The organism is Cyanobium sp. ULC082 (assembly GCF_977927535.1).
Window position 1 is genome coordinate 1,710,592 of the sequence record NZ_OZ376397.1, and the last position, 25,710, is coordinate 1,736,301.

27 protein-coding genes and 1 pseudogene are annotated in these 25,710 nt (G+C 69.2%); 13 read left to right on the forward strand and 15 right to left on the reverse strand.

What is annotated here, in order from left to right; all coding sequences use genetic code 11:
* A complete protein-coding gene (glnT, locus tag ACXMDY_RS09055; protein WP_259702131.1) occupies positions 1-1,284 on the forward strand; it encodes a type III glutamate--ammonia ligase in 1,284 nt (427 codons plus the stop codon).
* 108 nt (positions 1,285-1,392) lie between these two features.
* On the forward strand, positions 1,393-2,196 hold the full coding sequence (locus ACXMDY_RS09060) for an HAD family hydrolase (protein WP_259702130.1): 804 nt from the start codon (positions 1,393-1,395) through the stop codon (positions 2,194-2,196).
* Positions 2,197-2,251: 55 nt separating this feature from the next.
* Here the strand turns inward: ACXMDY_RS09060 and ACXMDY_RS09065 are convergent.
* A pseudogene (locus ACXMDY_RS09065) lies at positions 2,252-2,473 on the reverse strand (cell division protein SepF); the annotation flags it as partial.
* A 69-nt stretch (positions 2,474-2,542) separates the two neighbouring features.
* Positions 2,543-3,082 carry a PAP/fibrillin family protein gene (locus ACXMDY_RS09070; RefSeq protein WP_259702129.1) on the reverse strand — a complete coding sequence of 180 codons (540 nt, stop codon included), beginning with the start codon at positions 3,080-3,082 and terminating at the stop codon, positions 2,543-2,545.
* 166 nt (positions 3,083-3,248) lie between these two features.
* Between ACXMDY_RS09070 and ACXMDY_RS09075 the strand changes: the two genes are divergently transcribed.
* On the forward strand, positions 3,249-3,572 hold the full coding sequence (locus ACXMDY_RS09075; protein ID WP_457767569.1) for an RNA recognition motif domain-containing protein: 324 nt from the start codon (positions 3,249-3,251) through the stop codon (positions 3,570-3,572).
* Between the two features lie 62 nt (positions 3,573-3,634).
* Here ACXMDY_RS09075 and ACXMDY_RS09080 read toward each other — a convergent pair whose 3' ends face one another.
* On the reverse strand, positions 3,635-5,185 hold the full coding sequence (locus ACXMDY_RS09080; protein WP_259702127.1) for an apolipoprotein N-acyltransferase: 1,551 nt from the start codon (positions 5,183-5,185) through the stop codon (positions 3,635-3,637).
* Between the two features lie 52 nt (positions 5,186-5,237).
* Here ACXMDY_RS09080 and ACXMDY_RS09085 point away from each other — a divergent pair, with 52 nt between their 5' ends.
* The 3 genes from ACXMDY_RS09085 to ACXMDY_RS09095 all read left to right on the forward strand — a co-directional run bounded on the left by ACXMDY_RS09085 (position 5,238) and on the right by ACXMDY_RS09095 (position 7,009).
* On the forward strand, positions 5,238-5,579 hold the full coding sequence (locus ACXMDY_RS09085) for a phasin family protein (protein WP_259702201.1): 342 nt from the start codon (positions 5,238-5,240) through the stop codon (positions 5,577-5,579).
* 70 nt (positions 5,580-5,649) lie between these two features.
* Positions 5,650-6,282 carry an FKBP-type peptidyl-prolyl cis-trans isomerase gene (locus ACXMDY_RS09090; protein ID WP_259702126.1) on the forward strand — a complete coding sequence of 211 codons (633 nt, stop codon included), beginning with the start codon at positions 5,650-5,652 and terminating at the stop codon, positions 6,280-6,282.
* Positions 6,283-6,409: 127 nt separating this feature from the next.
* Positions 6,410-7,009: a superoxide dismutase gene (locus ACXMDY_RS09095; RefSeq protein ID WP_259702125.1), complete on the forward strand. Its 600-nt coding sequence runs from the start codon at positions 6,410-6,412 to the stop codon at positions 7,007-7,009.
* Positions 7,010-7,013: 4 nt separating this feature from the next.
* Here the strand turns inward: ACXMDY_RS09095 and queA are convergent, their stop codons facing one another.
* From queA to lipB, 5 genes are read right to left on the reverse strand one after another with little or no spacing between them, the layout of a single operon-like run.
* Positions 7,014-8,180: a tRNA preQ1(34) S-adenosylmethionine ribosyltransferase-isomerase QueA gene (queA, locus tag ACXMDY_RS09100; protein ID WP_259702124.1), complete on the reverse strand. Its 1,167-nt coding sequence runs from the start codon at positions 8,178-8,180 to the stop codon at positions 7,014-7,016.
* Position 8,181: 1 nt separating this feature from the next.
* Entirely contained in the window at positions 8,182-9,537 is a 1,356-nt protein-coding gene (locus ACXMDY_RS09105) for a dihydrolipoamide acetyltransferase family protein (RefSeq protein ID WP_259702123.1), read from the reverse strand.
* 56 nt (positions 9,538-9,593) lie between these two features.
* On the reverse strand, positions 9,594-10,037 hold the full coding sequence (locus tag ACXMDY_RS09110; protein ID WP_259702122.1) for a YlqD family protein: 444 nt from the start codon (positions 10,035-10,037) through the stop codon (positions 9,594-9,596).
* 46 nt (positions 10,038-10,083) lie between these two features.
* Positions 10,084-12,012, reverse strand: a complete 1,929-nt coding sequence (locus tag ACXMDY_RS09115; protein WP_259702121.1) for an AMP-binding protein — start codon at positions 12,010-12,012, stop codon at positions 10,084-10,086.
* A gap of 32 nt (positions 12,013-12,044) precedes the next feature.
* Complete coding sequence (lipB, locus tag ACXMDY_RS09120) at positions 12,045-12,722, reverse strand: lipoyl(octanoyl) transferase LipB (protein ID WP_259702120.1); 678 nt, start codon at positions 12,720-12,722, stop codon at positions 12,045-12,047.
* 96 nt (positions 12,723-12,818) lie between these two features.
* On the opposite strand from lipB, the gene hpf reads away from it, so the two are divergent.
* The 5 genes from hpf to ACXMDY_RS09145 are packed head-to-tail and all read left to right on the forward strand — an operon-like array spanning position 12,819 to position 17,604.
* Positions 12,819-13,430, forward strand: a complete 612-nt coding sequence (gene hpf, locus ACXMDY_RS09125) for a ribosome hibernation-promoting factor, HPF/YfiA family (RefSeq protein ID WP_259702119.1) — start codon at positions 12,819-12,821, stop codon at positions 13,428-13,430.
* A 4-nt stretch (positions 13,431-13,434) separates the two neighbouring features.
* Entirely contained in the window at positions 13,435-14,130 is a 696-nt protein-coding gene (gene deoC, locus ACXMDY_RS09130) for a deoxyribose-phosphate aldolase (protein WP_259702118.1), read from the forward strand.
* Entirely contained in the window at positions 14,127-14,957 is an 831-nt protein-coding gene (recO, locus tag ACXMDY_RS09135) for a DNA repair protein RecO (RefSeq protein WP_457767570.1), read from the forward strand. Before deoC ends, recO begins: the two co-directional genes overlap by 4 nt.
* Positions 14,958-14,961: 4 nt before the next feature.
* The gene (locus ACXMDY_RS09140) at positions 14,962-16,341 is read left to right on the forward strand and encodes an MFS transporter (protein WP_259702116.1); all 1,380 of its coding nucleotides are present in this window, start codon (positions 14,962-14,964) and stop codon (positions 16,339-16,341) included.
* Positions 16,342-16,368: 27 nt separating this feature from the next.
* Positions 16,369-17,604, forward strand: a complete 1,236-nt coding sequence (locus ACXMDY_RS09145) for a glycosyltransferase family 4 protein (protein ID WP_259702115.1) — start codon at positions 16,369-16,371, stop codon at positions 17,602-17,604.
* Between the two features lie 21 nt (positions 17,605-17,625).
* Here the strand turns inward: ACXMDY_RS09145 and ACXMDY_RS09150 are convergent, their stop codons facing one another.
* The 7 genes from ACXMDY_RS09150 to ACXMDY_RS09180 all read right to left on the reverse strand — a co-directional run bounded on the left by ACXMDY_RS09150 (position 17,626) and on the right by ACXMDY_RS09180 (position 24,203).
* Entirely contained in the window at positions 17,626-19,026 is a 1,401-nt protein-coding gene (locus tag ACXMDY_RS09150) for a 1-acyl-sn-glycerol-3-phosphate acyltransferase (protein WP_457767571.1), read from the reverse strand.
* Between the two features lie 43 nt (positions 19,027-19,069).
* Positions 19,070-19,579: a WbuC family cupin fold metalloprotein gene (locus ACXMDY_RS09155; protein ID WP_259702113.1), complete on the reverse strand. Its 510-nt coding sequence runs from the start codon at positions 19,577-19,579 to the stop codon at positions 19,070-19,072.
* 5 nt (positions 19,580-19,584) lie between these two features.
* On the reverse strand, positions 19,585-20,232 hold the full coding sequence (locus ACXMDY_RS09160) for a superoxide dismutase (RefSeq protein ID WP_259702200.1): 648 nt from the start codon (positions 20,230-20,232) through the stop codon (positions 19,585-19,587).
* Positions 20,233-20,335: 103 nt separating this feature from the next.
* Positions 20,336-21,775 carry a flavin monoamine oxidase family protein gene (locus tag ACXMDY_RS09165; RefSeq protein WP_259702112.1) on the reverse strand — a complete coding sequence of 480 codons (1,440 nt, stop codon included), beginning with the start codon at positions 21,773-21,775 and terminating at the stop codon, positions 20,336-20,338.
* A 22-nt stretch (positions 21,776-21,797) separates the two neighbouring features.
* Positions 21,798-22,523 carry an orotidine-5'-phosphate decarboxylase gene (gene pyrF, locus ACXMDY_RS09170; protein WP_259702111.1) on the reverse strand — a complete coding sequence of 242 codons (726 nt, stop codon included), beginning with the start codon at positions 22,521-22,523 and terminating at the stop codon, positions 21,798-21,800.
* On the reverse strand, positions 22,520-23,812 hold the full coding sequence (gene tyrS / locus ACXMDY_RS09175) for a tyrosine--tRNA ligase (protein ID WP_259702110.1): 1,293 nt from the start codon (positions 23,810-23,812) through the stop codon (positions 22,520-22,522). The genes pyrF and tyrS overlap by 4 nt, the downstream gene beginning before the upstream one ends.
* 67 nt (positions 23,813-23,879) lie before the next feature.
* Complete coding sequence (locus ACXMDY_RS09180) at positions 23,880-24,203, reverse strand: DUF1825 family protein (RefSeq protein WP_259702109.1); 324 nt, start codon at positions 24,201-24,203, stop codon at positions 23,880-23,882.
* Between the two features lie 132 nt (positions 24,204-24,335).
* Here ACXMDY_RS09180 and ACXMDY_RS09185 point away from each other — a divergent pair, with 132 nt between their 5' ends.
* Together ACXMDY_RS09185 and ACXMDY_RS09190 are read left to right on the forward strand one after the other, a co-directional pair.
* The gene (locus tag ACXMDY_RS09185) at positions 24,336-25,022 is read left to right on the forward strand and encodes a hypothetical protein (protein ID WP_259702108.1); all 687 of its coding nucleotides are present in this window, start codon (positions 24,336-24,338) and stop codon (positions 25,020-25,022) included.
* Entirely contained in the window at positions 25,019-25,663 is a 645-nt protein-coding gene (locus ACXMDY_RS09190) for a GIY-YIG nuclease family protein (protein WP_259702107.1), read from the forward strand. The genes ACXMDY_RS09185 and ACXMDY_RS09190 overlap by 4 nt, the downstream gene beginning before the upstream one ends.
* Positions 25,664-25,710 lie beyond the last annotated feature (47 nt).

Consider the following 25,710-nt stretch of genomic DNA (forward strand, 5'->3'; position numbering starts at 1 on the left):
ATGACCGCTTCAGACCCAACCGCCCCAGACCCCGCCGCCCTGGCCCGCTTCGCCGCCAGCCACGGCATCCGCCACTTCCTGTTCTCCTTCGCCGATCTGTTCGGCGTGCAGCGGGCCAAGCTGGTGCCCACCTGCGCCGTGGAGAGCGTGGCCCGGGCGGGAGCTGGCTTCGCCGGTTTCGCCGCCTGGTTCGCCATGACCCCCGCCGATCCCGATGTGCTGGGGCTGCCGGATCCGGCCAGCCTGATGGTGCTGCCCTGGCAGCGGGAGCTGGCCTGGGTGGCCACCGACCTGGTGGTGGAAGGCCAGCCCCTGGAGCAGTCGCCCCGCTGGGTGCTGAAACGGCAGCTGGAGCGGGCCGCCGCCCTGGGCTACCGGTTCCGCACCGGCGTGGAGGCGGAGTTCTTCCTGCTGACGCCGGACCGTGAAGCGATCGCCGATCACGCCGACACCCAGAGCAAGCCCTGCTACGACCAGCTGGCCCTGATGCGCCAGCTGCCCCTGATCGGCGGGCTGCTGGAGGCGATGGAGGAGCTGGGCTGGGGCCCCTACCAGGCCGACCATGAAGACGCCAACGGCCAGTTCGAGATCAACTGGACCTTCGCCGATGCGCTGGTGACCGCCGACCGCCACGCCTTCTTCCGGGTGATGGCCAGCGCCTTGGCGGAGGAGCAGGGGGCACAGGTGAGCTTTGCGCCCAAACCGTTCGCTGCGCTCACCGGCAACGGTGCCCACCTCCACCACTCGCTCTGGGACGCGGACGGCCGCAATCTCTTCCACGACCCGCTTGGTGAGCAGGGCCTCTCCGAACTGGCCTATGCCTTCCTGGCCGGTGTGCTGGAGCATGCCGCCGCCCTCTGCGCCCTCACCAATCCAACCGCCGAGAGCTACCGGCGGCTGGCCGGGCGGGCCCCCAGTTCCGGTGCCACCTGGTCGCCGGGCTGGATCAGCTACGGCGGCAACAACCGCACCCACATGGTGCGCATCCCCGACGACCAGCGCCTGGAGCTGCGGCTGGCCGACGGGGACGCGAACCCCTATCTGCTGCCGGCCGCCGTACTCGCCGCCGGTCTCGATGGGATCGAGAGGGGCCTGGATCCAGGCCCCCGCAGCGACGCCAACACCTACACCGATCCCCCCACCGGCGCAGCGGCCAGGCCCCTGCCGGCCAGCCCGCACGAGGCCCTGGAGGCCTTCGCGAACGACCGGATTCTGCGGGATTCCCTGGGGGAGCCGTTCTGCCAGGCCTATGAACGTCTGCGGCGCCAGCAGCTGACAGGCTGAGGTCTCTCCCCCCTGGGACAATCAGCTCCATCTGGCCACTCCCCGGGCTTCTCCCCGGGCCGCTCACTGGCCACCGACGCCCGATCGTTCTGCAGCCCCGCCAACGCGATGGACCAGGCCGTGACCCTCTCGCGCCGACAGTTCACCTCCCAGATCAGCGGCAGCCTGCCGGAGCAGCCGGAACTGATCCTGGTCATGGATCTGGATGGAACCCTGCTGGGCGGCACGGTGAACCAGCGGCGCCGGCTTTATCACTGGCTGGAAAACCGGCGCGAGCGGGTGCTGCAGATCTTCTGCACCGGCCGCGACCGTGCCTCCGTGCGGGGGCTGCTCGCTGACGACAACGGGCTCGCTCCCCCCACTCCCCACCTGGTGATCAGCGATGTGGGCTGCACGGTGGCCTGCGGCAGCAGCCTCGAAACGGTGCCGATCGCCGTCGATCCGATCGAGGCCCAGTGGCAGGCGGTGCGGCCCCGGCTCGACGGCTGCCTGCAGGGCCTGGCGGGGCTGAGCCCCCAGCTGAGGAACGTGGAGCGGCGCTACTCCTTCAACTACGAGCCCCGGGTCTTCGATGCCTCCATTCTCCGCAGCCTGGAGCGGCTCGGGGTGGATTGTCTGCTCTCCGATGAGCAGTATCTCGATGTGCTTCCCGCCGGGGTGAACAAGGGCTCCACCCTGCTCAACCTGCTGGCCTTGCTCGATCTCCCCCACGGCCGGGTGGTCACCTCCGGCGACACCCTCAACGACCTCGCGATGTTCCAGACCGGCCTGAATGGGGTGATGGTGGGCAACGCCGAAGCCAAGCTGCGGGCCCTGCATCCCGAGCTTCCCAACACCTACCTGGCCGAAGCCCATGGCTGCGCCGGCATTGCCGAGGGACTGCGGCACTTCGGCCTGGATTGCCCAGGCTGAAGCCGGCGATCCCCCTGCGGCGGGCTCAGCGCTCGCTCAATCCGCCGGGATCCCGGGTGATTTCCACTCCGAAGGGAGCGAACAGGAAGACCAGCTCCCCGAGCCGCTCCTGTTGACCGTCGAGGGCGAAAACGCCGCCGGCCACGAAATCGGCGGAGCGCTGGGCCTCCTCCGGGGGCATCGAGCTGAGGTTGAGCAACACCGTCTTGCGTTCCCGCACGGCATGGACGGCCGCCATCACCTCATCGAAGCTCATCGGTTCCATCAGAACCACCTCGGGAGGCAAGTCGGGGAATCGGCTCATCGCCACAAGGTGCCACGCACCACTCAGGAGGTCCAGGCAGGCTCAGGCCACAGACAGGAAATCGCCGGGACGCAGATCGGTCCGTCGCTTCAGGACGAAGACGGTGCCGGCATTGCCACGGCAGATGCGGAGGTCCTGGTCGAGAACCGTGATGTCGAGCCAGGCGGGATAGGGCTGGCGAACGGCCCGGAACAACCGCAGCCGCTGCTCACCGAAGCGAGGACCCAGCCAGCCACCCTGTTCAAACGCGACGCTGACACGCTGGGGACCCACCACCGCAAGGCTGGCTTCGATGCTGATGGCGGCCAGGGCCCCGAGCGGACCGGCCGGACGCAGCAGATTCATGCCGCGCCCCTGCTCCGGCAGGAGGATCTGCAGATTCTCCAGCCAGGGCGCCACCAGGAGATAGGGCAGACGGCTGCTGCTCCAGCGCAGTTCCCATACCCCCTCCAGCAGCGCCCGCTGCCGCTCGAGATCGGCCGGCTCCTCCTGCTCAAGGGCCTGAATCAGGGTTTCGACCCGGCGATCGCCGCCTTGACCAGGCTGGTCCAGTTCACGCAACAGTTGATCACGATGTGACATGGAAGCCAGACTTCGGTAAAGACCGGGTGAAGATCGGATTCGAATGGGACTGGGGAGCGGATTCGGCCGCCGGTGGGATGTAGGGTGATCAAGGTTCATAGATCTCTGGCTAGCTCACAACTGGGCTAGAGCCCTCGACGGATCAGTTCAAGTTTTTCCCAGTTACATGACAATCTACGTAGGCAACCTTTCGTTCGACGCCGAACAGGAGGATCTCCGTGACCTTTTCAGTCAATACGGAGAAGTTCGTCAGTGCAGCCTGCCGCTCGACCGGGAAACCGGCCGCAAGCGCGGTTTTGCCTTTGTCGAACTGGCCAATGATGCCGAAGAACAGAAAGCCATCGACGATCTCCAGAACGTCGAATGGATGAACAGGATGATCCGCGTCAACAAAGCCGAGCCCCGTGGCGGCGGTGGTGGCGGCGGCTACGGCGGTGGTGGTGGCGGCGGCGGTTATGGCGGTGGCGGCGGTGGCCGCAGCCGCTACTGAGCTGCCAACCAGCATCCACACCCCTGTGGTTTCTCCCCAAACCCCGCTGACGCGGGGTTTTTTCATGGCTGGAGCTCCTGCTCTGCCCCCGTTTCGCCGCCTGGCTGTCGGCTGATGCGCCCAGAGCTGAGGGCCGAGGCCGAGGCCGCCAGAAGCAGCAGCAGCCCCAGGGGCAGCTCCCCCCAACGGGCATACATCGTCAGCCGGCTCAGCGCTTCGAGCCTGAACCGGGCTGTCGCCGCTCGATTGGCGGGGAGACGCTGCATCACCACCCCCTGGCTGTTGATCACCAGGCTGGGGCCGGTGTTGGCGGCACTGACCAGCCAGCGACCCGTTTCGATCGCCCGTAACTGGCTGAGCGCCGTGAACTGGTGCTGAAGCAGGGCGGGGTAGGGATCGAGATTGGCCGCCGCCAGCAACCAGCCGGCACCACCGCGGCTGGCTGCCGCCAGTGCCTGGCCATCGGAAATCTCGTAGCAGATCGCCACGCCGATGGCCCCAGCCGGCCGCTGCAGCAGCCGGGAGGGATCGCCGGGCTCCACACCGCCGACGGCGGACAGACCGCTCCAGCGCCAGAGTCCGGCCAGCGGCACCCATTCCCCCAGCGGCACCAGCCGGTGCTTGTCGATCCAGCCGGAGGGGTTCAGCTGCCCAGGCTCGAACCGGAGCACGCTGCTGCGCAGCTCCTCCCGCTCAAGGCGAAAGCCACCGGCGATCACCTCCACCGGCTCCGGGCCAGGCAGCGCCTGGCCCCGGAGCAGGGAACCCTCCGGCAGCAGCAGGCTGTCAACCCCGAGCCGGGCCGCCTCCCGCCGGGCCGCAGCCAGCCGCTGCAGCAGGCGCTGTTGCTGGCTGGGCGCGAACTTCTCCCGGGTGGGCACCGCCGGCTGCAGCACCAACACCTCCACCGGCTCGCCGCGCTCTGCCCGGGACACTCTGAGCTGGCTCCAGCCCAGCAGATGCAGCGCCACCCCCACGGCGATCAAGCCCAGCCACCAGCGCTGCCGTCGCGCCGGCGGGGCGCCGAGGGCTCGCCAGAGCCACCAGCCGAGCATCAACTGGGCCGCCGCCACCATCCCACTGCCGCCGATGGCCGCCAGCCCCGCCAGGGCCCGGTCCCCTGGCAGCGGGGCCGCGCCCAGCCCCAGCCAGAAGAGGGGGCTGCGGGCCAGCAGCACCTCAGCCAGCCCCCACAACCCCGCCAGCAGCAGCGCCGTGCTCCAGCGAGACGGCCCCAGCCAGCGCGCCAGACCGCACCAGAGGGCCACCAGCAATCCGGCCGCCAGGCCGCAGGCCAGCCAGAGCAGCAGACAGATCGGCAAACTCAGCGGCAGCGGAACCCCCAACCAGTCGAGAGGATGGAGCCAGAGCAGCCAGCGATGGCTGACCAGCACCCCGCAGCCACCCCACAGCGCCGCCGCCCGGAGGCTGGCGCCGATTCCAGCAACCCGGTGGCGAGCCCACTGACGCTGGGTCTGGGCCCAGAGCGGCACCAGAGCCAGCCAGAGCACGGGCGGCCAGCCGAGCGGCGCGAGGCTCAGGCCGGCCAGCCCACCGGCCAGAGCTGCCACGGGTGTGGAGACCACCCAGCCGGGTTGGCGGTCATCGCCCATGACCTGGAGCCAAACCGATGACCATGATCAGAACGAGCACCAACACATCGCCATGGACAGGGACAACCTGCTGCAACAGCTTCTGCTCCGAGGACTCGGCACCAGTTCCCTGGTGGCGGATCGCCTGCGCAGTGTGACCCAGGACTGGGTGAGGAGCGGCCAGCTCGACCCTGGCCAGGCCACCGCCCTGGTGGACGATGTCATGCGGGCCCTGCGGGGTGACAACCCCGAGCTGGAAAAGCAGGCCAGCCGCCAGATGGAGCGCAACATCGACCACTTCCTTCAGGACGTGGGCCTGGCGCGGCAGAAGGAGATCGATGAACTGCGTGGACGCATCGACCGACTCGAACAGCTGCTCCGCTCCAGGCGGGAATCGGAGAACGTCCCGGACTGACCCCTGGCGGGCGGCAGGGGGCGAAGCGGCGCCTGGCAGAATTGAATGTCTCTGTGGCGGCCGCCGCGTCATGCGCGAAATCCTGATCAGTGCCACCGTCTGCGTGGCCTGTCTGCTTGTGGCCCTGTTCAGCCAGCTGATCGCCCCGAGCGGCGTGGAGGCGGCCAGCCCGATCGCGGCGGCTGCCCCCATCCCCGCTGCCCGGCCCGCCGTCAGCCAGGCCGCGGACAACCGCTTCGAGCTCGACCCCGACGACCCCAATCCCACCCTGTTCGCGATGGCTCCCGACCCGATCGTTTCCGACAGCAACACCCTCGCCCAGGCCGGGGCGGGTGCCCTCGGAGGTGAACTCACCGCCTCCCCGGAACGCACCACCGCCAGCGGCCTGCGCATCACCGATCTTCTGGTTGGTGAGGGCCCTGAAGCCGGCGCCGGGCAAACCGTGCAGGTCAACTACAGAGGCACGCTCACCAGTGGGAAGGAGTTCGACAGCAGCTACGGACGCGGTCCGTTCAGCTTCCCCCTCGGCGCTGGTCGGGTGATCAAGGGCTGGGATGAAGGGGTGGCCGGCATGAAGGTGGGAGGCAAGCGCAAGCTGGTGATCCCGCCCGATCTGGCCTATGGCGAGCGGGGCGCCGGTGGCGTGATTCCCGCCAATGCCACCCTGATCTTCGAGGTGGAGCTGCTCGGCATCGGCGGCTGAACAGCCACGTCTACGAAGCCATTGTTACAATTGTCACAGGGCTGAGCGGCTTGCCGGCCGATTCACCATGGCCGGCCAGTCGGCGTATTCGTTACCAGCGCATCTCCGTCAACCTTCCTGATTCCCCATGACCCACCAGCTGCCCGCGCTTCCCTATGCCCTCGAAGCGCTTGAACCCCACATCTCCCGCCAGACCCTGGAGTTCCACCACGGCAAGCACCATGCCGGCTACGTGACCAATCTCAACAAGATGCTGGAAGACACCGACCTCGAAACCAAGAGCCTCGAAGAGGTGATCGTGGCGGTGGCCGGTGATGCCGGCAAGGCCGGCATCTTCAACAACGCTGCCCAGGTCTGGAATCACACCTTCTACTGGCAGGGAATGAAGGCCGGTGGTGGCGGCGCCCCCGCTGGAGCCCTGGCCGAGAAGATCGCCGCCGATTTCGGCAGCTATGCAGCCTTCGTGGAGCAGTTCAAGGCGGCGGGAGCCACCCAGTTCGGCAGTGGCTGGGCCTGGCTGGTGCTGGATGGCGGCACCCTCAAGATCACCAAGACCGCCAACGCGGATCTCCCCCTGGCCCATGGCCAGACGGCCCTGCTCACCATGGATGTCTGGGAGCATGCCTACTACCTGGATTACCAGAACCGGCGTCCCGATTACATGACCACCTTCCTCGACAAGCTGGTCAACTGGGACTTTGTCGCTGCCAACCTGGCGGCGGCCTGAGCGATCAGCCGGTGATTGATTGCGGCGGCGCCTGCGTTGAGGGCTCCGCCGCTGTCGGCCGGGCGCTCTCCAGAACCGCAGCGGGCGGGATCCACATCGCGTCGCCATATGAAAAGAAGCGGTAGCCCGCCTTGATCGCCGTGCCGTACAGCTCCAGGAGCCGCTCACGGCCCACCAGGGCGCTCACCAACAGCAGCAGCGAGCTGCGCGGCAGGTGGAAGTTGGTCAACAACCCCTGCACCACCTGAAAGCGAAAACCGGGCTGGATCACCAGATTCACCGGTCCGCGAAAAGGAACCAGCTGGCCGTCATGGAGGGCAGCCACCCCTTCCAGGGAGCGCACGCTGGTGGTGCCGATCGCGATCACCCGGCCACCCCGGCGGCGGCAGGCCGCCACGGCCTCCACCGCGGTGGCGTTCAGCTCCACCCACTCGCTGTGCAGTTCCAGCCCCGAGAGATCTTCACGCTCAACCGGCCGGAAGGTGCCCAGGCCGACGTGCAGGGTGATCCGGGCGATCGTCACACCCCGCTCGGCCAGGGCCGCCAGCAGGGCATCACTGAAGTGCAGACCGGCCGTCGGTGCCGCCACCGCACCGGGCCGATCGGCGAAGCGGGTCTGATAGCGCTCGTCGTCGCTCGGCTCGTGCTGATGGATGTAGGGGGGCAACGGCATCTCCCCGTAACGATCCAGCAACCCCTCGATCGCCGCAGCCGTATCCCGATCGGCGGGGAAGCGAATCACCAGGGTGCCGGCCTCCCGCTCCAGAGCCACCACCTCCACGGCCAGGGCCGGCTGGTCGGGCGCTTCGAGCTGGAGCCATTCGCCTGGCTTCAGTCGCCGGGCGGGCCGGGCCAGGGCACGCCAGCAGCCGTCGCCGAGGGGATCCAGCAGCAGCACTTCCACCGCCCCGCCGCTGGCCCGGCGAGCGGCCAGCCGTGCCTTGAGCACCCGGGTGTCGTTGACCACCAGCAGATCCCCCGGCAGAAGCTCGTTCTGGAGGTCCCAGACCGTCAGGTGCCGGCAGGCGGAATCGGCATCAACGGCCAGCAGGCGGGCCGCATGACGGGGTTCCACCGGCCGCTGGGCGATGCAGGCTTCCGGCAGCACGAACTCATAGCTGGAGAGCAGCAGGTCCGGGTGAACCGCGCCTTCGGACTCGACCCCCTTCACCTCAGAGGGCCAGGCTTTCGGGGTTGGTTTCGATCAGGGCAGCCAGATCCTTGAGGAAGGCCGCCCCGTGGGCGCCGTAGATCACGCGGTGATCGGCCGTGAGGTTCACCTGCATCTGCCGCTTCACGGCAATCGAGCCATCCGCTCCGGCCACCACGGTGGGACGGGAAGCGGCCACCGCCAGAATGGCGCCGGTACCCGGCGGCAGGATCGCATCGAAGCGATCGACCCCGAACATGCCGAGGTTGGAGAGGGTGAAGGTGCCGGTGCTGTATTCGTCCGGCTTGAGCTGCTTGGTGCGGGAGCGGGCGACCAGGTCGGCCCAGCTGCGGGAGAGCGAATAGAGATCGGTCTTGTCGGCATCAACCAGTACGGGGGTGAGCAGGCCACCGTCGTCCATGGCCACCGCCACCGCCACGTTCACCCGGTCGGGATAGGCCATGCCGGCTTCGGTGAAGGCCACATTCACCTGGGGGTGCCTGGCCAGCACGACACCGACCGCCTTGGCCAGCAGGGCGGTCATCGTGACCCCCTTGCCCTTGACCGTCTTGTAGAGGGCATCAAGCCTGTCGGTGGTGATCGTGTAGCCGACGTGAAAACAGGGAACGCCGAGGCTGGCGTTCATGTTGCGGTTGACCGCCTGCTGCAGGGTGTTGAAGGCCACGGTGTCGCCAGGGCGCCCGAAGGCCTGGCCAGAGGCGGCGGCCGGGGCGGCGGCCCGGGCGGCCCCGTTGCCAGCGGCGGCGGCGGCAGCCGGTGCAAAGGCCGCGGTGCCTTCGGCCACCCGCGGCACGCTCACGGACTGGCCGCTGGCCAGCTCGACATCTTCGGCCTGAATGCGGCCATGGGGTCCGCTGCCCCGCAGGGATTCCAGCGCCACCCCGAGCTGCGTGGCCAGTTTGCGGGCCCGTGGGGTGGCCACCAGCCGGCCCGCTGCGGGGGGCGGGGAAGGCACCGCCGGCGGAGCAACCGCTGCAACCGCCGCTGGGGCGGGGACAGGGGGCGGAGCCGGCGCTGCAACTGCCGCTGCTACCGGGACAGCGACAGCGACCGGAACGGCAGGGGCGGCCGTGGGGGCGCTCGGGGCACTGGCCTGAGCGGCGGCGATCTCGGCCTCGGTTTCGACGATCAGACCGATTGTTTCGCCCACCGGTGCCGTTTGCCCCGCCGGCATCAGCACGGCGGCGAGGAAGCCTGCCTGGAAGGCCTCCACGTCCATGTCCGCCTTGTCCGACTCCACCACCAGCACCGACTCACCGCGGGCGACCGGATCGCCGGGTTTCTTGAGCCACTCGACGATCTTCCCCTCCGTCATGGTGGAGCTGAGGGCGGGCATGAAGATGTCGTGGGTCGCCAAAATCTTGATCCAAAGGGGCAGCGAGCACCGGCATTTTAAGGGTGCCCCGCCAGGACTCAGCCCCCCTCGATCGCTTCGATCACCCCGTCGCGAACCAGAACGGCCACCTGCAGCTTCTGAACCAGGTTGTCCCCCACCTTCACCTTGCAGGCACCCTCGATCTGGCCCTGGTCGACGACCTGCTCGAAATCCAGTTCCCGCACCTGACGTTGCTGCTCCAGGAGGGTGCGCTTCTGCTCCTCCAGTTCGGCCCGCTTGGCCGCCACCTGCTGCTGCACCGAGCCCACCTGCTCCTGCACCCGCGGATCGAGCGGATTGAAGCTCTGGCTGCGGATTTCATCGACCAGCTGCTGGCCCTCCTGCTCGAGCTGGGCGAGCTGCTGGTCGGAGTTGCTCACCGCAGCGCTCAGTTCGCGCTCGGCATCCTCCTTCCAGCGGGGAGTCACCACGGCCCGCACCGTGATCGTGCGTTTGATCGTCAGCGTTTGGCCCTCGGACATGACATGCCTGTAACAACGTTCAGGCTGTCAGCCCGGCGACCAGGGGTCAACTGCGGTAGATGGCCTCGATCGCCGCCGCATCCCGGCTGGTGATCCGATCACGGCGCTGCTTGAGCGTCTGGGTGAGCAGGCCATTCTCGATCGTGAACGGCTCCACCCCCGCCACGCCGGCCAATCGTTCATCGGGGCGGGATCCGGGACGGGCGGCCAGCAGCCGGTTGAACGCACCCTTGAGGGTCCGCAGCTCCTCGCGATCGAAACTCTCCCCCCTGGGCACAACCAGAGCCGCCAGCTGGCGGCGGTCCTGGCCGACCAGCATCACCTGCTCCACCCGCGGATGGGCGACCAGGGCCTCCTCCAGGGGGCCGGGCTCGATGTTCTCGCCACTGCTGAGCACGATGGTGTCCTTGGCCCGGCCGGTGAGCACCAGGGTGCCATCGGCCATCAGGTGGCCCAGGTCGCCGGTATCGAACCAACCGGCACCATCCAGCACGGCGGCGGTGGCTTCGGGTTTGCCGAAGTAGCCCGCCATCACCTGGGGCCCGCGGCCCAGCACCCGGCCCCGTTCGCCCAGGGCCAGCAGCGCACCGCTCTCGGCATCAACGATCCGCAGCGCCGTTCCCGGCAGGGGCTGACCGGCACTGCCGCGGCGGTTGTGCCAACGGCGGCGACAGGTGAGCACCGGACTGGTTTCGGTGAGTCCGTAGCCAACCAGCAGCTCGATGCCGATCGCCTCGAAGAAGCCATCCACATGGAGAGCCAGGGCGCCGCCGCCACTGATCGCCGTGCGCATCACCCCCCCCACCAGCTGCTGGCGCACCTTCGGCCAGAGCAGCCGCGAAGCGAGGGCATGCAGGGGCCAGCTGACCACCACCAGGCAGGCCGCCAGCAGGCGCTGCGGCGCTGGTTCGGGCTGCAGGGTGAGGTCCAGGGCACGGCGACGTTGCAGGGCATGGAATCGGCTCAGACCGAGGGCCCGCTCGATCAGCCGACGGCGCGAGGCCGGCATGGCCACCAGCGCATCCTCGAATCCGGCCAGCAGCGCCTCCCAGAGGCGGGGCACGCTGATCATGTACTGGGGCCTCACCCGCTGAAGGTCGGTGCGGAGGTGCTTCAGGGTGGTGTAGGCCTGCTGGCAGCCGCAGGAGAGCAGGAAGTATTCGGCGGTGCGCTCGTAGGCGTGCCAGATCGGCAGCACGCTGAGGGCCCGATCGCCCGGTCGGGGCGAGACCGCCACGCCGAGGGTGGCGAGCTGGTGGAGAAGATTGGCGTGGCTGAGCGGCACCCCCTTGGGGCGGCCGGTGGTGCCGGATGTGTAAAGCAGCGTGGCCAGCCGCAGTGCCCCTCCCGAAGGTGGCGGAGGGAGCGGCGCCGCCAGCCCCCGTTGCCGGAACGCGGCCCAGTCCAGCAAGGCGCTGACCGGGGTGGTGGTGGCTGGAGGGGCGGTGGCTGGAGGGGCGGTGGCCGGGGTGAGCTCGGCCGGGCCATCGTCGAGAACGAGCACGAAGCGAAGCCGTTCCAGCTGGGGGTCGCTGAGCTCGAGCCGCTGCAACAGGGCTTTCGACTCCAGCACCAGGCCGATCGCGCCTGAGTCTTCGAGGATGTAGCGGAGCTCATCGAGCGGTGCGCTGCTCCCCCGCACCGCATCGGCGGCACCGGCTCGCATCAGGCCCTGGTCAGCCACCAGCCAGCGGGGGGAGTTTTCCGCGAACAGGGCGACCACATCACCAGACCGCACGCCAAGTGCCGCGAAGGCGCTGGCAGCCGTGCTGATCGCTGCGTCGAGCTGCTGGAAGCTGAGGGTTTCAGGCGGACTGGCATGGGGCGCTTCCAGGGCGGGTGCCTCGCCGTAGCGCCTGGCCAGGGCAGGCCAGAGCTGCTCCAGGCCCACCAGCTCACTCCAGTCGGTGGCCTCAGCCAGAGCGAGCCTGTCGCGTTGATCGGCCTGCCAGTGAATCTCCGCCTTCCCGGTCACGGTGCTTTCCAGCTGAACTGGCCCCAGCCTTATCACCCCCAGAGCCTCTCCGTGCCAACCGGTGGGCGGAGCGTCAACCCGAACCGGGTGGCGATGGCCTCCCTCAGCAGCGGCTGCACCTGGTCGATGCCCAGGCCCGGCAACCAGTCGCACAGTCGGCCGACGGCTCGATCAGCCAGGCCGCAGGGAACGATGGCGGCGAAACCGGAGAGGTCACAGTTCACATTGAGGGCCAGGCCGTGCTGACTGATCCAGCGCCTCGCCCCCACGCCGATCGCCGCCAGTTTGCGGCCCTCCAGCCAGACTCCGGTCAGGCCATCGATGCGTTCGCCGGCCAGACCGAGCTGGCCGAGCACATCGAGCACAGCCCCCTCCAGCTGGCGGAGATAGAGGTGCAGATCGGCGCCATGGCGTTGCAGGTTGAGCACGGGATAGGCCACCAGCTGACCGGGCAGGTGATGGGTGACTTCGCCACCCCGATCGATCCGGAACAGGGGGGCGGGGGGGGCGAGCGGGTCGAAACCCAGATGGGCCTCGCTGGCGCCGCGGCCCAGGGTGTAACACCTGGGGTGCTGGAGGATCAGCAGGGCTTCCGGGCCCCGGGAATCGGCCAGCAGGCGCTCCTGCAGCAACCGCTGCCAACGCCAGGCCCGCGCGAACGGCACAGGGGCATCCGGAACAAAAAGGATTGCATCGAGGCCAGGATTCATCGGCCGGTCTTCGTACGATGAAAACGATCGAATCGTTGAAGCAACGCTTCGATCCTGCTGCCGGCGTTGCAGCCGTCTCTCCCGCAGAGGTGTTCGATGAAGCTACTGATCCACGGGCGCAATCTCGACGTCACCCAAGCCATTCGCGATTACACCGAATCCAAGTTAAGCCGGGCGATCAGCCATTTCGAGGGGCTGGTCAAGGAGGCCGATGTCCACCTCTCCGTCGCCCGCAATCCACGGGTGACCCAGCAGACCGCCGAAGTGACGGTGTTCGCCAACGGCACGGTGATCCGGGCCCAGGAACGCAGCGAAAACCTTTACGCCAGCATCGACATGGTGGCCGGCAAGCTCAGCCGCCAGCTGAAGCGCTACAAGGAGCGCCTCACCGAGCACCATGGCGGTGAGCTGTTCACCGGCGATCGCCCGGTGGGACAGCAGGAGGACGGACCGGACTCCCTGGAGGCAGCCGCAGCAACGGAGCTGCCCGGCGATCTGATCGGCGGTCGCGAGCCTGCCCTGCCGGCTCCCGCGGTGCGGCGCAAGTACTACGCCATGCCGGAGATGTCCCTGCAGGAAGCCCTTGATCAACTGGAAGTGATCGACCATGACTTCTATGTCTTCCGGGACCGGCAGAGCGGCGGCATCCAGGTGGTGTATCACCGCAACCACGGCGGCTACGGCGTGATCCAAGCCCGGGAGTCCTGAACCGTTGGCCCGCGATCGCCCCGACCTTGCCCCCTTGATCGACCACGCCCTGCTCGACCCTCACCAGGGTCAAGCAGCGATTGAAATCTGTTGTGACCAGGCCAGGCATTTCGGTTTCGCCGGCGTCTGCGTGGCCTCCCGCTGGCTGACCGTGGCCCGGGAGCGGCTCGGCAGCGACACCCGGGTGAAACTGATCGGAGTGGTGGCTTTCCCGTTCGGCGCCGTGCCCAGCCGGGTCAAGCAGGCCGAGGCTGAGGCGGCTGCCGAAGCCGGCGCCGATGAACTCGACATGGTGCCTGATTTCGGTGCCCTCGCCGATGGCAACGGCAGCGCCGTCTACGACGAGATCGGCTCGATCGTGGCGCTGGGTCTGCCGGTGAAGGTGATCCTTGAGGCGGGGCGGCTCGGCCCCGAGGCCTTGCAGTTGCTGGTGGAGGCCTCGATCGATGCCGGAGCCGCCTTTCTCAAGACCGGCAGCGGCTTCGGTCCGGCGGCCACGGTGGAGCAGGTGAGCCTGCTGCGGGAACTGGCCAGGGGACGGGCCGGCATCAAGGCGTCCGGCGGGATCACCAACCTGGAGCAGGCCTTCGCCCTGGTGGAGGCGGGCGCCAGCCGGCTGGGCACCAGCCGCGGGGTGGCCCTGATCGAGGCCATGCGGCGCCCCCCCGCCGGCCGTGAGTCCGGCGGTGTGCCGGCGTGAGCCCGGATGGGCGGCTCGAAGGGCTTTCGCTCAAGTGCGGCGCCCTGGGTGAGAACGATCGGCTGCTCACCCTGCTCAGTGATGCTGAGGGCCTGACCCGGCTGGCCGTTCCCGGTGCCCGAAGGCCCCGCAGCAGCCTGGCGGCGGCGGTGCCGCTGTCGTTGCTGCAGCTGCAGGTGAGTGGCGGCAGCGGCCTGCGGCGGGTCCGGCAGCTCAAGGTGCTGCGCAGCTTCAGCCACCTGGCCCAACGGCTGGAAACCCTTGCCGCGGCCCAGACCCTCAGCGAGCTCGCCCTGCTGCTGGTGCCCAGCGGCGATGGGGTGGCCGGAATCCTCGATGATCTCGTGATGCAGCTGGGTCGCCTGGAGCTGGTGGTGCAGGGCCGGCAGGACAACCTGGAGGCCCTGGCGGTGGCGGTGCAGGGCTGCGTCCACCTGCTTGCCCTGGGCGGCTACGGCCTGCCGCTGCAGAGCTGCGCCCGCAGCGGCCTGGCGCTTGATCCCCCCCTCGGCAACGGCGCCTGGCGCTGCAGCCTCCTGCCCAGCGAGGGGCTGGTGGTCGTGGCCGAAGCGGGGGCTGTGCTGGTGCTCAACGCCTCGGAACTCGCCCTGCTGCAACGCCTGCCCCGGCCTGGTCTGCCGCGCCGCCAGGATGGAACCCTGATCGGACCGGTGCTGGTTTGGCTGCGTCTGCTTCAACTGGTGGAAGTCTGGTGCGGGGAGCATCTCGGCCGCCGCTGCCGCTCTCCCGCACTGCTGCGCGGCTGTTTCGAGCCCGCCACGCGACTGACGCTGGGCTCTGGGTCATCATTGCCGCCGAACGGCTGACACCTTGAGCGGACTCTCCCGACCCACACCCCCGCCCGCTCCCGCCGAGGCCGTGCCGCCCAGGCAGGAGGGGATCGAGGCCGTGCTTGCCCTGCCCAGCTTCCGCAGGCTGTGGCTGGGGCAGATCTTTTCCCAGCTGGCCGACAAGTTCTACATCGTGCTGATGGTGTTCCTGATCGCCCAGTACTGGGTGACGGACACCCCTCAGGACAACGGCGCCCTGGCCGAGGCGGCGGCCAGCCTGCGACTGGATCTGGAGACCCGGACCCAGATGATCACCCTGCTGGCCACCGGGATCTACGTGGCGAACACCCTGCCGGCCATGTTCCTCGGCACGGTGGCCGGGGTATGGGCCGATCGCTGGCCCAAGCGGCAGGTGATGGTGGCCTCCAATGCCCTCCGGGCCGGCCTGGTGACGCTGGCCCCGCTGGCCCTGGTGCCGGGGCCCTACTGGCTCGGCCTGAGCTGGGGCTACTGGTGGCTGGTGGTGATGACCTTCCTGGAGTCGGTGCTCACCCAGTTCTTCGCCCCGGCCGAGCAGGCGGCCATCCCGCTGCTGGTGCCGCGCACGCGGCTGCTGGCGGCGAATTCGCTCTATCAGGCCACCAGCATGGGGGCCACGATCGTGGGCTTCGCCCTCGGCGATCCGGTGCTGAGGCTGTTGCGCAACGGCCTGGCGGAAGTGGGTTTCAAAGGAGGAGAGTTCCTGTTGCTGCCGCTCTGCTACGGCCTGGCGGCCTTCATCATCAGCACGATTCCGATGCGTGAGGAACCGCGCCAAGCCGAAGGCACCAGCGTCTGGAGTGAAATCGCCGAAGGCATCCAGGTGCTGCGGGAACGCACCAGCGTGCGCAGCGCCATGCTGCACCTGGTGCTTCTTTACAGCATTCTGGCGGCGCTCTATGTCCTGGCGATCAGCCTGGCCGGCGCAATCGAGGGCCTTGGACCCACCCAGTTCGGCACCCTGCTGGCGATGAGCGGTCTGGGCATGGCAACCGGAGCCCTTGCCGTCGCCCAGCTCGGCCATGGCGTCAGCCGCCGGGTGATGGCCTCTACGGGCCTGGCCACGATCGCCTTCAGCCTGGTGCTGCTGGGCCAGGTGCGCGGCAACCTGATCTTCACGCTTGGCCTCTGCACGCTGCTGGGGATCGGGGCCTCACTGCTGGCGATCCCAGCTCAGACCACCATCCAGGAAGACACGCCCGAGCCGATGCGCGGCAAGGTGTTCGGCCTGCAGAACAACCTGATCAACATCGCCCTCAGCCTGCCGCTGGTGCTGGCCGGAACGGTGGTGAGCCGCTACGGCTTGCTGCCGGTGCTGTGGATTCTGGCCGCCATCGCCTTTGTGGCCGCCCTGCTGGAGCGTCCCTGGCGGCGCTGCTAATCTTCCTCATCGGAAGAACGGCGGCAGGTGGCCCATATCGCCTGGCTGGGCAAGAAATCTCCGTTTTGCGGCAATGTCTCCTATGGCTTGTCCACCACTGAGCGGCTCCGGGAGCGGGGTCATCGGATCAGCTTCATCCATTTCGACACCCCCTCCACGGGCCTTGGCCTCGGTTGGGACACCCTCAACCCCGATGGCAGGCAGAGCGCGGCGGCGGCCCTGAGATCCGCCAGGGGTGTCGGGCCACCTGGAGATGGCAGCCGTGAAGTGGCCCTGCCCTATCTGGTCAAGTCGCAGGTGTACACCATCCCCTCGCCCGGGGCGCAGCGGGAGCTGCGGGAATCGCTGGAGCAGCTCAAGCCCGATCTGGTCCACGCCAGCCTCACCCTGTCGCCCCTGGATTTCCGCCTGCCCGATCTCTGCCAGCACCTGGGTGTGCCGCTGGTGGCCACCTTCCATCCGGCCTTTGACGCGAGCCTGCGCAACCTCACCGCCGGCACCCAGCAGCTCACCTATCAGCTGTACGCACCGACCCTGGCCCGTTTTGACCGGGTGATCGTGTTCTCCGAGCGGCAGGCGGAGGTGCTGGCCAGGCTGGGGGTGCGGGAGGAGCGCCTGGCCGTGATCCCGAACGGGGTGGACACCGACCGCTGGCAGCCCGCCCCGGCCCATGGGGGGACGGGGGAGCTGGCCCAGCTGCGCCTGCGCTTCCAGGGTCGGCGCGTGTTCCTGTACATGGGCAGGCTGGCCACCGAGAAGAACGTGGAGGCCCTGCTCAAGGCCTGGCGGCTGGTGCGGCCACGCCATTGCCTGTTGCTGATCGTCGGAGACGGTCCCCTGCGCGGCTCCCTGATGGCCAGCGGCGACGACCCGGATGTGGCCTGGTGGGGATACGAAGCCGACCAGGCGATGCGGGTGGCCCTGCTCCAGGTTGCCGAGGTGTTCCTGCTGCCCTCCCTGGTGGAGGGGCTGTCGCTGGCCTTGCTGGAGGCGATGGCCTGCGGAACCGCCTGTGTGGCCACCGATGCCGGCGCCGACGGGGAGGTGCTGGAAGGTGGCGCCGGGATCGTGATCAGCACCCAGGGGGTCACCACCCAGCTGCGCACCCTGCTGCCGGTGCTGCGGGATCAACCGGTGCTCAGCGCCGAACTGGGGCGCCGGGCCAGGACCAGGGTGCTGGAGAGATACACCCTCACCCGCAACATCGAGGCTCTCGAAGCGCTCTATGGCCAGCTGGTGCCGCTGCGGTCGCTGGCCGCCTGAAGCGGCAGGGCCCTGCCTGGCTCAATCGAGCATCGCCGCCTCCAGGCTGGCGCGGAGCACGTCGGTCAGCTGATCCACCGCGAGGCGGCGATCGCGGCGGTAGTCGGCCAAGCGTGGGCCGGCTTCGATCGGTTCCCCGACGATGATCCTCACCTGCCGCGCCGCCGGGGCCGGCGGCCGCTCGCCCCGCCGGCCCCGGATCCAGGCGATCGCATCCCACAGGATCAGCAGAACCTCAAGGTAGCGATCGACGCTGGGTTTTTCGGCCACATAGGCATCTCCCATCGAGGCGAAGTACTCGACCAGGCGCATGTGGTCGAGGTGGCGGGCCGCTTCGACGGCACACCAGTCGGCCAGGCTGCGCTCAAGGGGGGCGCAGGCGGCCAGGTCGTCGCGGTAGATCGCCTGCCAACCGGCCTGCTCGATCCGGCGGCAGCGCTCCAGGATCGTGCCCCTCGGCTGCAGATCGAAGTGGGATTCCGCTGCCGCAAGGGCCGTTGCCTGGAGCCTGCTCAGGCGGGCCGAGAGGGCGGGATCGCCGGGGGTCAGCCCAGGCTCCTCGCCGCTGCCCAGCCGGTAGAAGTGTTCCAGCTGGGTGAGCAAGCGGCCGGAGATCCGCAGCAGACGGCCGTAGCGGTGGTCGGCCTCCTCGGTGGGAAGGGCCGGCGCCCCGGCAGGGGGGAGCGTGATGCCCAGCACGCCCTCCAGGGCGGTGAGCAACCGGTCGATCGGTGCCCAGTCCCGATGCAGCAGGCTGTAGCGCAGCACGACCGGCACGATCACAACCCGCTCCTCCCGCCCTTCGGCCACGAGATCTTCGCAGCACCAGAACGCCATCTGGGCCAGGCCAGGCTCCAGGGGGCCCAGCAGTTCGTCGTGGTTGTTGGTGGCCCCCTCCGGCGCGATCGCCAGGGGGAAAGGGCCCGAGCAGAGCAGATGGCGGGCCGTCTTCAAGGCCCGGCGGTCGAGCCTGCCGCGCTGGATCGGGACTCCACCCAGCCTGGCCAGCATCCAGCCGGCGGCGGCACCGGCCCAGAGGGGGATTCCCCGGTCGTAGAGGAACTGGCTGTGCACCGGATGGGCCAGCCGGATGCCATGGCGGCGGGCCGCCCGGGGCACCTCCTTCCAGAGCAGCTGGGCCATCACCAGCGGATCCGTGGTGCTCGGATGCCGGAAGGCGATCAGCAGGCGCACCTCACCGTTCTGGGCCGCGGCGCACAACTCCGCCAGCTCCACCACGCCGCTCACCGCACCGATGCCGATCCGCCGTGAGCCGAGCACGGCCGGCAGGGCCAGCCGGCAGAGGCGATGCAGCCAGGGCGTGTAGGCCGGCTGGATGAAGCCCAGGGCGGGCTGGGCGGCCTGGACCTTGGCGCTTGGCATGGGGCTCTCAAGGGCGGCGGAATCGCCGACCGGGGTCAACAGTCTGCGGGGCTTTGACGGCCAGGCGGCCGGAGGGGGCCGTTCAGCCGAACAGCTGTGTCCAGGCCCGCACCTGGGCAGCGGCGGCAGGGCTGCCCTCCGCCGGGAAGCAGGGCAGAAAATCCTTGTCCTGGGCAGGGATGTAGGGGCCCTGTTTCACCTCCAGCAGCACGGAGTCGCGCTGGAGGGCCACCAGGGTGTGGAACTGGCCATCGGCCAGCTCAATGCCCCGCAGCGGACCGGCCGCCTCAAGCCGTTCGCCCAGCAGCACATCGCCGGCCCCATTGAGCAGCAACACGCCGATCGCCCCCTGCAGGACCACGAAGCACTCAAACGCCGCACCGGGTTCCTGGCGGAGATGGCGGTGGGGGCGCACGTAGGTGCCGGGCTGCAGCACATTCAGAAAACGCTGCACCGGCTCGGGCTCGGCATGGAAATTGTGATTGCACCGCAGCCGCGGCGATCGACGGGCCTGGTCCGCGACCGCGTCGAACAGGGCCTGGTCGAGCCGTTTGATCACGCCTGATGCCGCTGGACGGCCGCTCTCGCCCATCCCCATCAGACCGGCTGCTCCGCGAAGCGCCTCGACACCGCCTCCCAGTTCACCACCGACCACCAGGCCTCGAGATAGTCGGCGCGGCGGTTCTGGTACTGGAGGTAGTAGGCGTGCTCCCAGACATCGTTGCCGAGCAGCGGGATGCCCCGCCGATCACTGACATCCATCAGCGGGTTGTCCTGGTTGGCGGTGCTCACCAGCTCAAGCGTTCCCTTCGGATTGACGATCAGCCACACCCATCCCGATCCGAAGCGCTGCAGACCAGCCGCCTTGAAGCCCGCCTGGAACTGCTCAAACGAGCCGAAATCCCGATCGATCGCCGCGAGCAACGCCGGCGACGGCGCTCCGCCCTGGCCCGGCGGCGCCAGAGACTCCCAGAAAAAGCTGTGGTTCCAATGGCCGCCGGCATTGTTCCGCACGGCGGCCGAGCGACGCGAAGGCCGTTTCAGCAGGGCCTCCAGGCCCTGGCCCTGCAAGGACGGATCCGCTGCCACGGCGCTGTTCAGGTTGGTCACATAGGCCTGGTGATGGCGGTCGTGATGAATCGCCAGGGTGGTGGCGTCGATCGCCGGCTCCAGGGCATCGATGCCGTAGGGCAGGGGAGGAAGGGAGAAGGGGGCACCCTCGGCCCGGGCCCCGGACGGCGCCATGACCAGGAGCAGCAGGGTCAGCAGGCAGGCAAGGATCCTTGGCATCGGCTGAGCTGCGGAGCCACAGAAGGCGGATTCCAGTATGGAAGCGGCTGCGCCCGAATCAGCCCAGCCGCTCCAGCACCGCCGCTGCGGCCTCCTCACCGCTGCGCACCGCCCCATCGAAGAAGCCCGGCCAGCGCTCGGCCACCTCGGTGCCCGCCCAGAACACCTGGCCATGGGGCCGGCGCAGGGCATCGCCACAGCGGCTCCAGAGCCCCGGCGGCATCCAGGCGGCGTAGGCGCCACCCACGAACGGCATCGCCGGCCAGTCCTTCTCGACGTAGGCCACAGGCGTCAGGGCCGCCGGGCCCAGATAGGCGGCCAGATCGCCCAGCACCGCCTCCTTCCGTTCCGCCTCACTCAACGGCGCCCAGCGGTGGTAGCGGTGGCCCACCACGAAGGCGGCCAGCACGCCGCAACCGGTCTCGGGATCGGAGCTGTCGGCCACCAGTTCCACCCAGGGGCGATCGCCGATGGCGATCCCCGAGAGCCCCAGCTCACGCCACCAGGGCGTGGCATAGACGATCAGCAGCTTGGCGCAGGCGCCCATCGCCATCTGCTGCTGCAGCTCCTGGCGGTCGGCGGGAAGCTCCGGCGTGAAACGGAGCCGCGCCGCCAGCGCCGGCGGCATCGCCACGATCGCGGCGCGGCAGGGATACTCCGCCTGGCCGGTCTGGACCCGAACCAAACAATCCGCCGCGGACGTCTGTGTTGGCTGCAGCACGGCAAGCACCGGCTCGCCCAGCCGCACCACCCCCTCAGCCAGCTGCGCCGCCAGCAGGGCCGGCAGCTGGCCGGCGCCGCCATGCAGCAGCTCCTGCTCCGGCTGCTCGCCCTGGGGAGCGGTGCGCTGGCCCCAGAGCACATGCAGCAGCGACACCTGCTCCGGCTCAGCCGGGCCCAGGAAACCGACCGCCCGACAGAAATAGGCGAAATACCAGGCCGCGAACGGGGTGTGGGTGTGGGCGTCGATCCAGTCCTGGAAGCTGAGCCGATCCAGTTCGGCAGCGGCGGGATGGTGGTGGGGGTGACCTTCCGGCAACTGGGCCACCAGCGCCTGGAAGCGGGCCAGAGCCGCCATGGCATCGTCCCAGTCGGCGGCTGGCACGGCCGGCGGCTGGCCTTCGGGGAAACCCTGGAAGAATCCGGCGAAGGTGCAGCGGCAATCGCCGAACACCAGCACCGTTTCACCGTCGTGGGGAGAGTCGAAGCGGCGGATGCCGTGCTGATCCAGCAGGGCGAGGAAGCGGCTCTGGCTGGGGCCGACCCACTGGCCGCCCAGGTCGATCCAGCTGTCCGGGCAGCCCCCTGGCGTCAGCTCCCCATCGAGCCGCACGCTCTGCCGGCACATCCGCCCACCGAGCCGGGCATCCGCCTCGATCAGGCGCACCGAGCGGCCGGCCCGCTGCACGGCCAGCGCCGCCACCAGCCCCGCCAGGCCAGCTCCCACCACCACGACATCAACGGGTTCCGCCTGCGTCATCACCATGAAGCCCAGCATCGCAGCCAGTTACCCGGGCGGTTCAGGCCTGCAGCTCGGCGCAGCAGGCCTCGAAGGCCGCCGCCGGATCCTCGGCGGCGCTGATCGGCCGACCGATCACCAGGAAGCTGGCCCCGGCGGCGATCGCCTCGGCCGGGGTGAGCACCCGCACCTGATCGCCGCTGCCACTGCCGGCCGGGCGGATGCCGGGGGTCACCAGGGTGAAGGGTTCCCGGTGGATGGCCCGCAACGCCGCCACCTCCAGGGGGGAGCAGACGGCACCGCCGATCCCGGCGGAGGCCGCCAGACCCGCCAGCCGGAGAACATGGCTGGGCAGCGGCTCGGTGATCGCCAGCTCGGCGGCGAAACAGGCCGGATCCCAGCTGGTGAGCACTGTGACCGCCAGCAGGGTTGGCGGCGCCACACCAGCGGCGGCGGCCCCCTCCAGCGCCGCCGCCTGGGCCGCCACCAGGGCCTGATGGCCGGCGGCGGCGTGCACCGTGATCAGCTCGGCCCCCAGCCGGGCGGCGCTGCGCACCGCGCCGGCCATGGTGGCGGGGATGTCGTGGAACTTGAGATCGAGGAACACGCCGAGACCCCGCTCCCGCAGGGCGCTCACCACGGCCGGGCCGGCGGCGGTGAACAGCTCCAGCCCCACCTTCACCCGCCGCAACCCGGGGATCCGGCCGGCCAGTTCGAGGGCGGCGGCGGCATCGGGCCGATCGAGCGCCAGGATGATCCGCCCGGCAGGGCTGAGGGAGATGGTCATCGGATCACCAACCGCCGGAACGTCTTCCTGCCCAGTTGCAGCACTCTTCCTTCCAGCTCTGCGGCGGCGCTGAACTCCTGGTTCGGATCAGCCAGCTTCTCGCCATCCAGGCGCACGCCACCCCCCTGGATCTGGCGCCGGGCTTCGCTGCTGCTGACGCAGAGCCCCAGGGCACTGAGCAGATAGAACGCCTTGGCCGGGAAGTTCACGGGCTCCAGAGACAGTTCAGGAACGGATTGGGCGCCCTGTGCCGCTGGAATCCCCGCCGCGCCGGCCATCCCGACCCTGCCATGGGGCGCCGCCACCAGTTGCCGCGCATCCAGCTGGGCCGCCCGGGCTGCCGCCTCACCATGCAGCCCGGCGGTCACCTCCAGCGCCATCGCCATCTGACGTTCGCGCGGGGAGGCCGGCAGGCTGGCCTGCTCCAGATCGGTGAGCAGGGTGAGGTAGTCGCCCACCACCGCGTCCGGCAGCTTTTCGAGCTTCGAATAGGTGGAGAGCGGGTCTTCCCGCAGACCCACGGTGTTGCCCAGGCTCTTGCTCATCTTCGCCACACCATCGAGCCCCGGCAGGATCGGCATCAGCAGGGCGAACTGGGGCTTCTGGCCGAAGTGCCGCTGCAGATCCCGGCCCATCGCCACGTTGAACTTCTGGTCGGTGCCGCCCAGCTCCAGGTCGGAGCGCACCGCCACCGAGTCGTAGCCCTGCAGCAAGGGGTAGAGGAACTCGTGCAGGGAGATCGGCAGGCCGCCGCCGTAGCGCCTGGAGAAATCGTCCTTGGCCAGCATCTGACCCACGGTGGCGGTGCCCAGCAACTCGATCACCCTGTGCAGATCGAGGCCTGAGAGCCACTCGCTGTTGCGGCGCACTTCGAGTCGGCCGGGGGTTTCGAAATCCAGCAGGGCCCGCTCCTTCGGCAGCCCCTCACCCAGCTGGGCCAGGTAGGTGGCGGCATTGGCCTCCACCGCAGCGGCGCCGAGCTGCACCCTTGTGGCGTTCTTGCCGGTGGGATCGCCGATGCGGGCGGTGAAATCACCGATGATCAGCACCGCGGTGTGGCCCGCGTCCTGAAAGGCCCGCAGCTTGCGGAACAGGATCGCGTGCCCCAGATGGATGTCGGTGCCGGTGGGGTCGATGCCGAGCTTGACCCGCAGGGGGCGGCCATTGCGCTCCGCTTCCGCCAGCCGGGCCGTCAGACGCTGATCGGGGTTGTCCTCAGCGCCGGTGGGGAAGAGATCGGCCATGCCCCGCTCCAACCAGCCCGGCAATGCATCAGCACCCATGGCCATCCCCCGGCAGCATCGCTTGACCCAGCCGGATCGTACCCAGCGGCGTCCGGCTGTTCGCCGCCGCTGCTCAGCCGGCTTTCTCCAGCTCGCTCTTCATCCGCTCAAGCGTCTGGTTCATCTGCACGAACATCAGATCAGGGGTGAGGCCGAACTGACCCAGCTGGGTGCGCAGCTGCTCCACGGTGAGCTTGGCCTGGAAGTCTTCGGAGAGCTCGAAGCGCTTCATGAACACCCGGTAGCGATCCATCAGCTCCTCCATCCGCTCGATGAACAGCTTCTTGCCGGCGCGATCGAACTTGCCGTAGTCGCCACCGAGCTGGGTGAGCTGCTGGTAATCGCCGAACAGCCGCTTGGCTTCGTCCTGAACGATTTCGGATTCGAAGAATCCCATGGCAGAGGCCAGGCGTGGTGCGTTGCCGTTGATTCTGAGCGGCCCACCGCCTCCAGGGGAGTGTGGATTGACGTAATCGGGCGGCAATGACCGCTAACTTCAGTCCAGACGTGCGTTTGGGCGAGTGCCACCATGGCCAAAGGGCACTGGTTGGATGGCATGGCCCGCCGGCTTCTGGTCGCCACAGGCCAGTTGCCGGCACCTGCCGGGCGCCCGGCACCCCCCCCGTCCAGCCCGCACCAGCCGGAGGCCGAGGCGATCGAGCGTGACCTGCTCGCCCTCAAGCTGGCCGGCAATCCAGGCCTGCGGCTCCGCAACGCCGAGGAGGTGCGGCAGGCGGCGGCCCTGGGCTGGCGCCTCGATGTGAACCGGGCCACGGCGGCCGACTGGCTGCGCCTGCCCGGCTGCACCCCCAGCCAGGTGGACCTGTTGCTGCGCCTGCAGGCCGGTGGCGTGCAGCTGAGCGGTGTCGAGGATCTGCAACGGCTGTTGACGCTGCCGGAGGAGCGGATCCGCTGCTGGCAACCTCTGCTCGCCTTCCGCTGGTATGGCGATGCCGCCCCGCCCCGGTCCGCCCCGATCGACCTGAACCGCTGCGGCGTGGAGCAACTCCACGACCGTCTGCCCCTCGATGCCCAGCGCTGCCAGCGGCTGGTGCGGGAGCGCAGCCGGGGCCCGTTCCAGGATCTCGCCGACCTCCAGCAGCGGCTGGCCCTCCCCGCCGATCTGGTGGAGGGCCTGATCGGCAAGGTGAGCTTCAGCAAGGGGCCGGTGGGTCCGGATCTGCCCCGGCCCGGTGATGGCCCTCCCTCCCGTTGAGCCGGGCCCCGGGCCGGCAGGGAGAACTATTCGAGCCGGGCTCCGGATCGGATCCGCTCGACGGAACCACTGCCCTGCCGCTGCTCCGGCACCAGTTGGTCGCCTGGCAGGGGCGGCTGGCTGATTTTCAGCAGCCGCTGTTCGATCCAACCCGGCCAGCCACTGATCCGGCCGGAGCCCCCTGCCGGGAACAGGGCTGGCTGTTCCCGCCGGAGTTCCCCGGCCAGCTTCCGGGCCCCGAAAGCCTGGCGAGCGGCTTCAACCCCCTCGCCCTGGCCCCCCAGAGCCTGCAGTTCTGGCGCTGGCCCCAGCCGCCCCAGGGGGGAGCGGCCATTTATGTGGTGATCGACCAGCCGCCCCACCTGCAAACCTCCCTGCTGCTCTATGTGGGCGAAACCGGCCGGGCCGAGCTTCGCTGGAAAGGAGAGCACGACTGCAAGACCTACCTGTCCGCCTACGCCGAAGCCATGCTGCAGGCCAAGCTGACCACCCGGCTCAGCATCCGCTTCTGGTGCGATGTGCCAGCGGCAGCCAGGTCGCGTCGTGCCCTGGAGCAGGCCCTGATCCGCCGCTGGCTGCCGCCGTTCAACAAGGAGACCCGCCAGCGCTGGGCCACGCCGTTCACCAGCGATCCGGCCTGAGCGCGGCCGGCCCCAGGCCAGGGCCGCACCAGGTGGCATCGCTACGA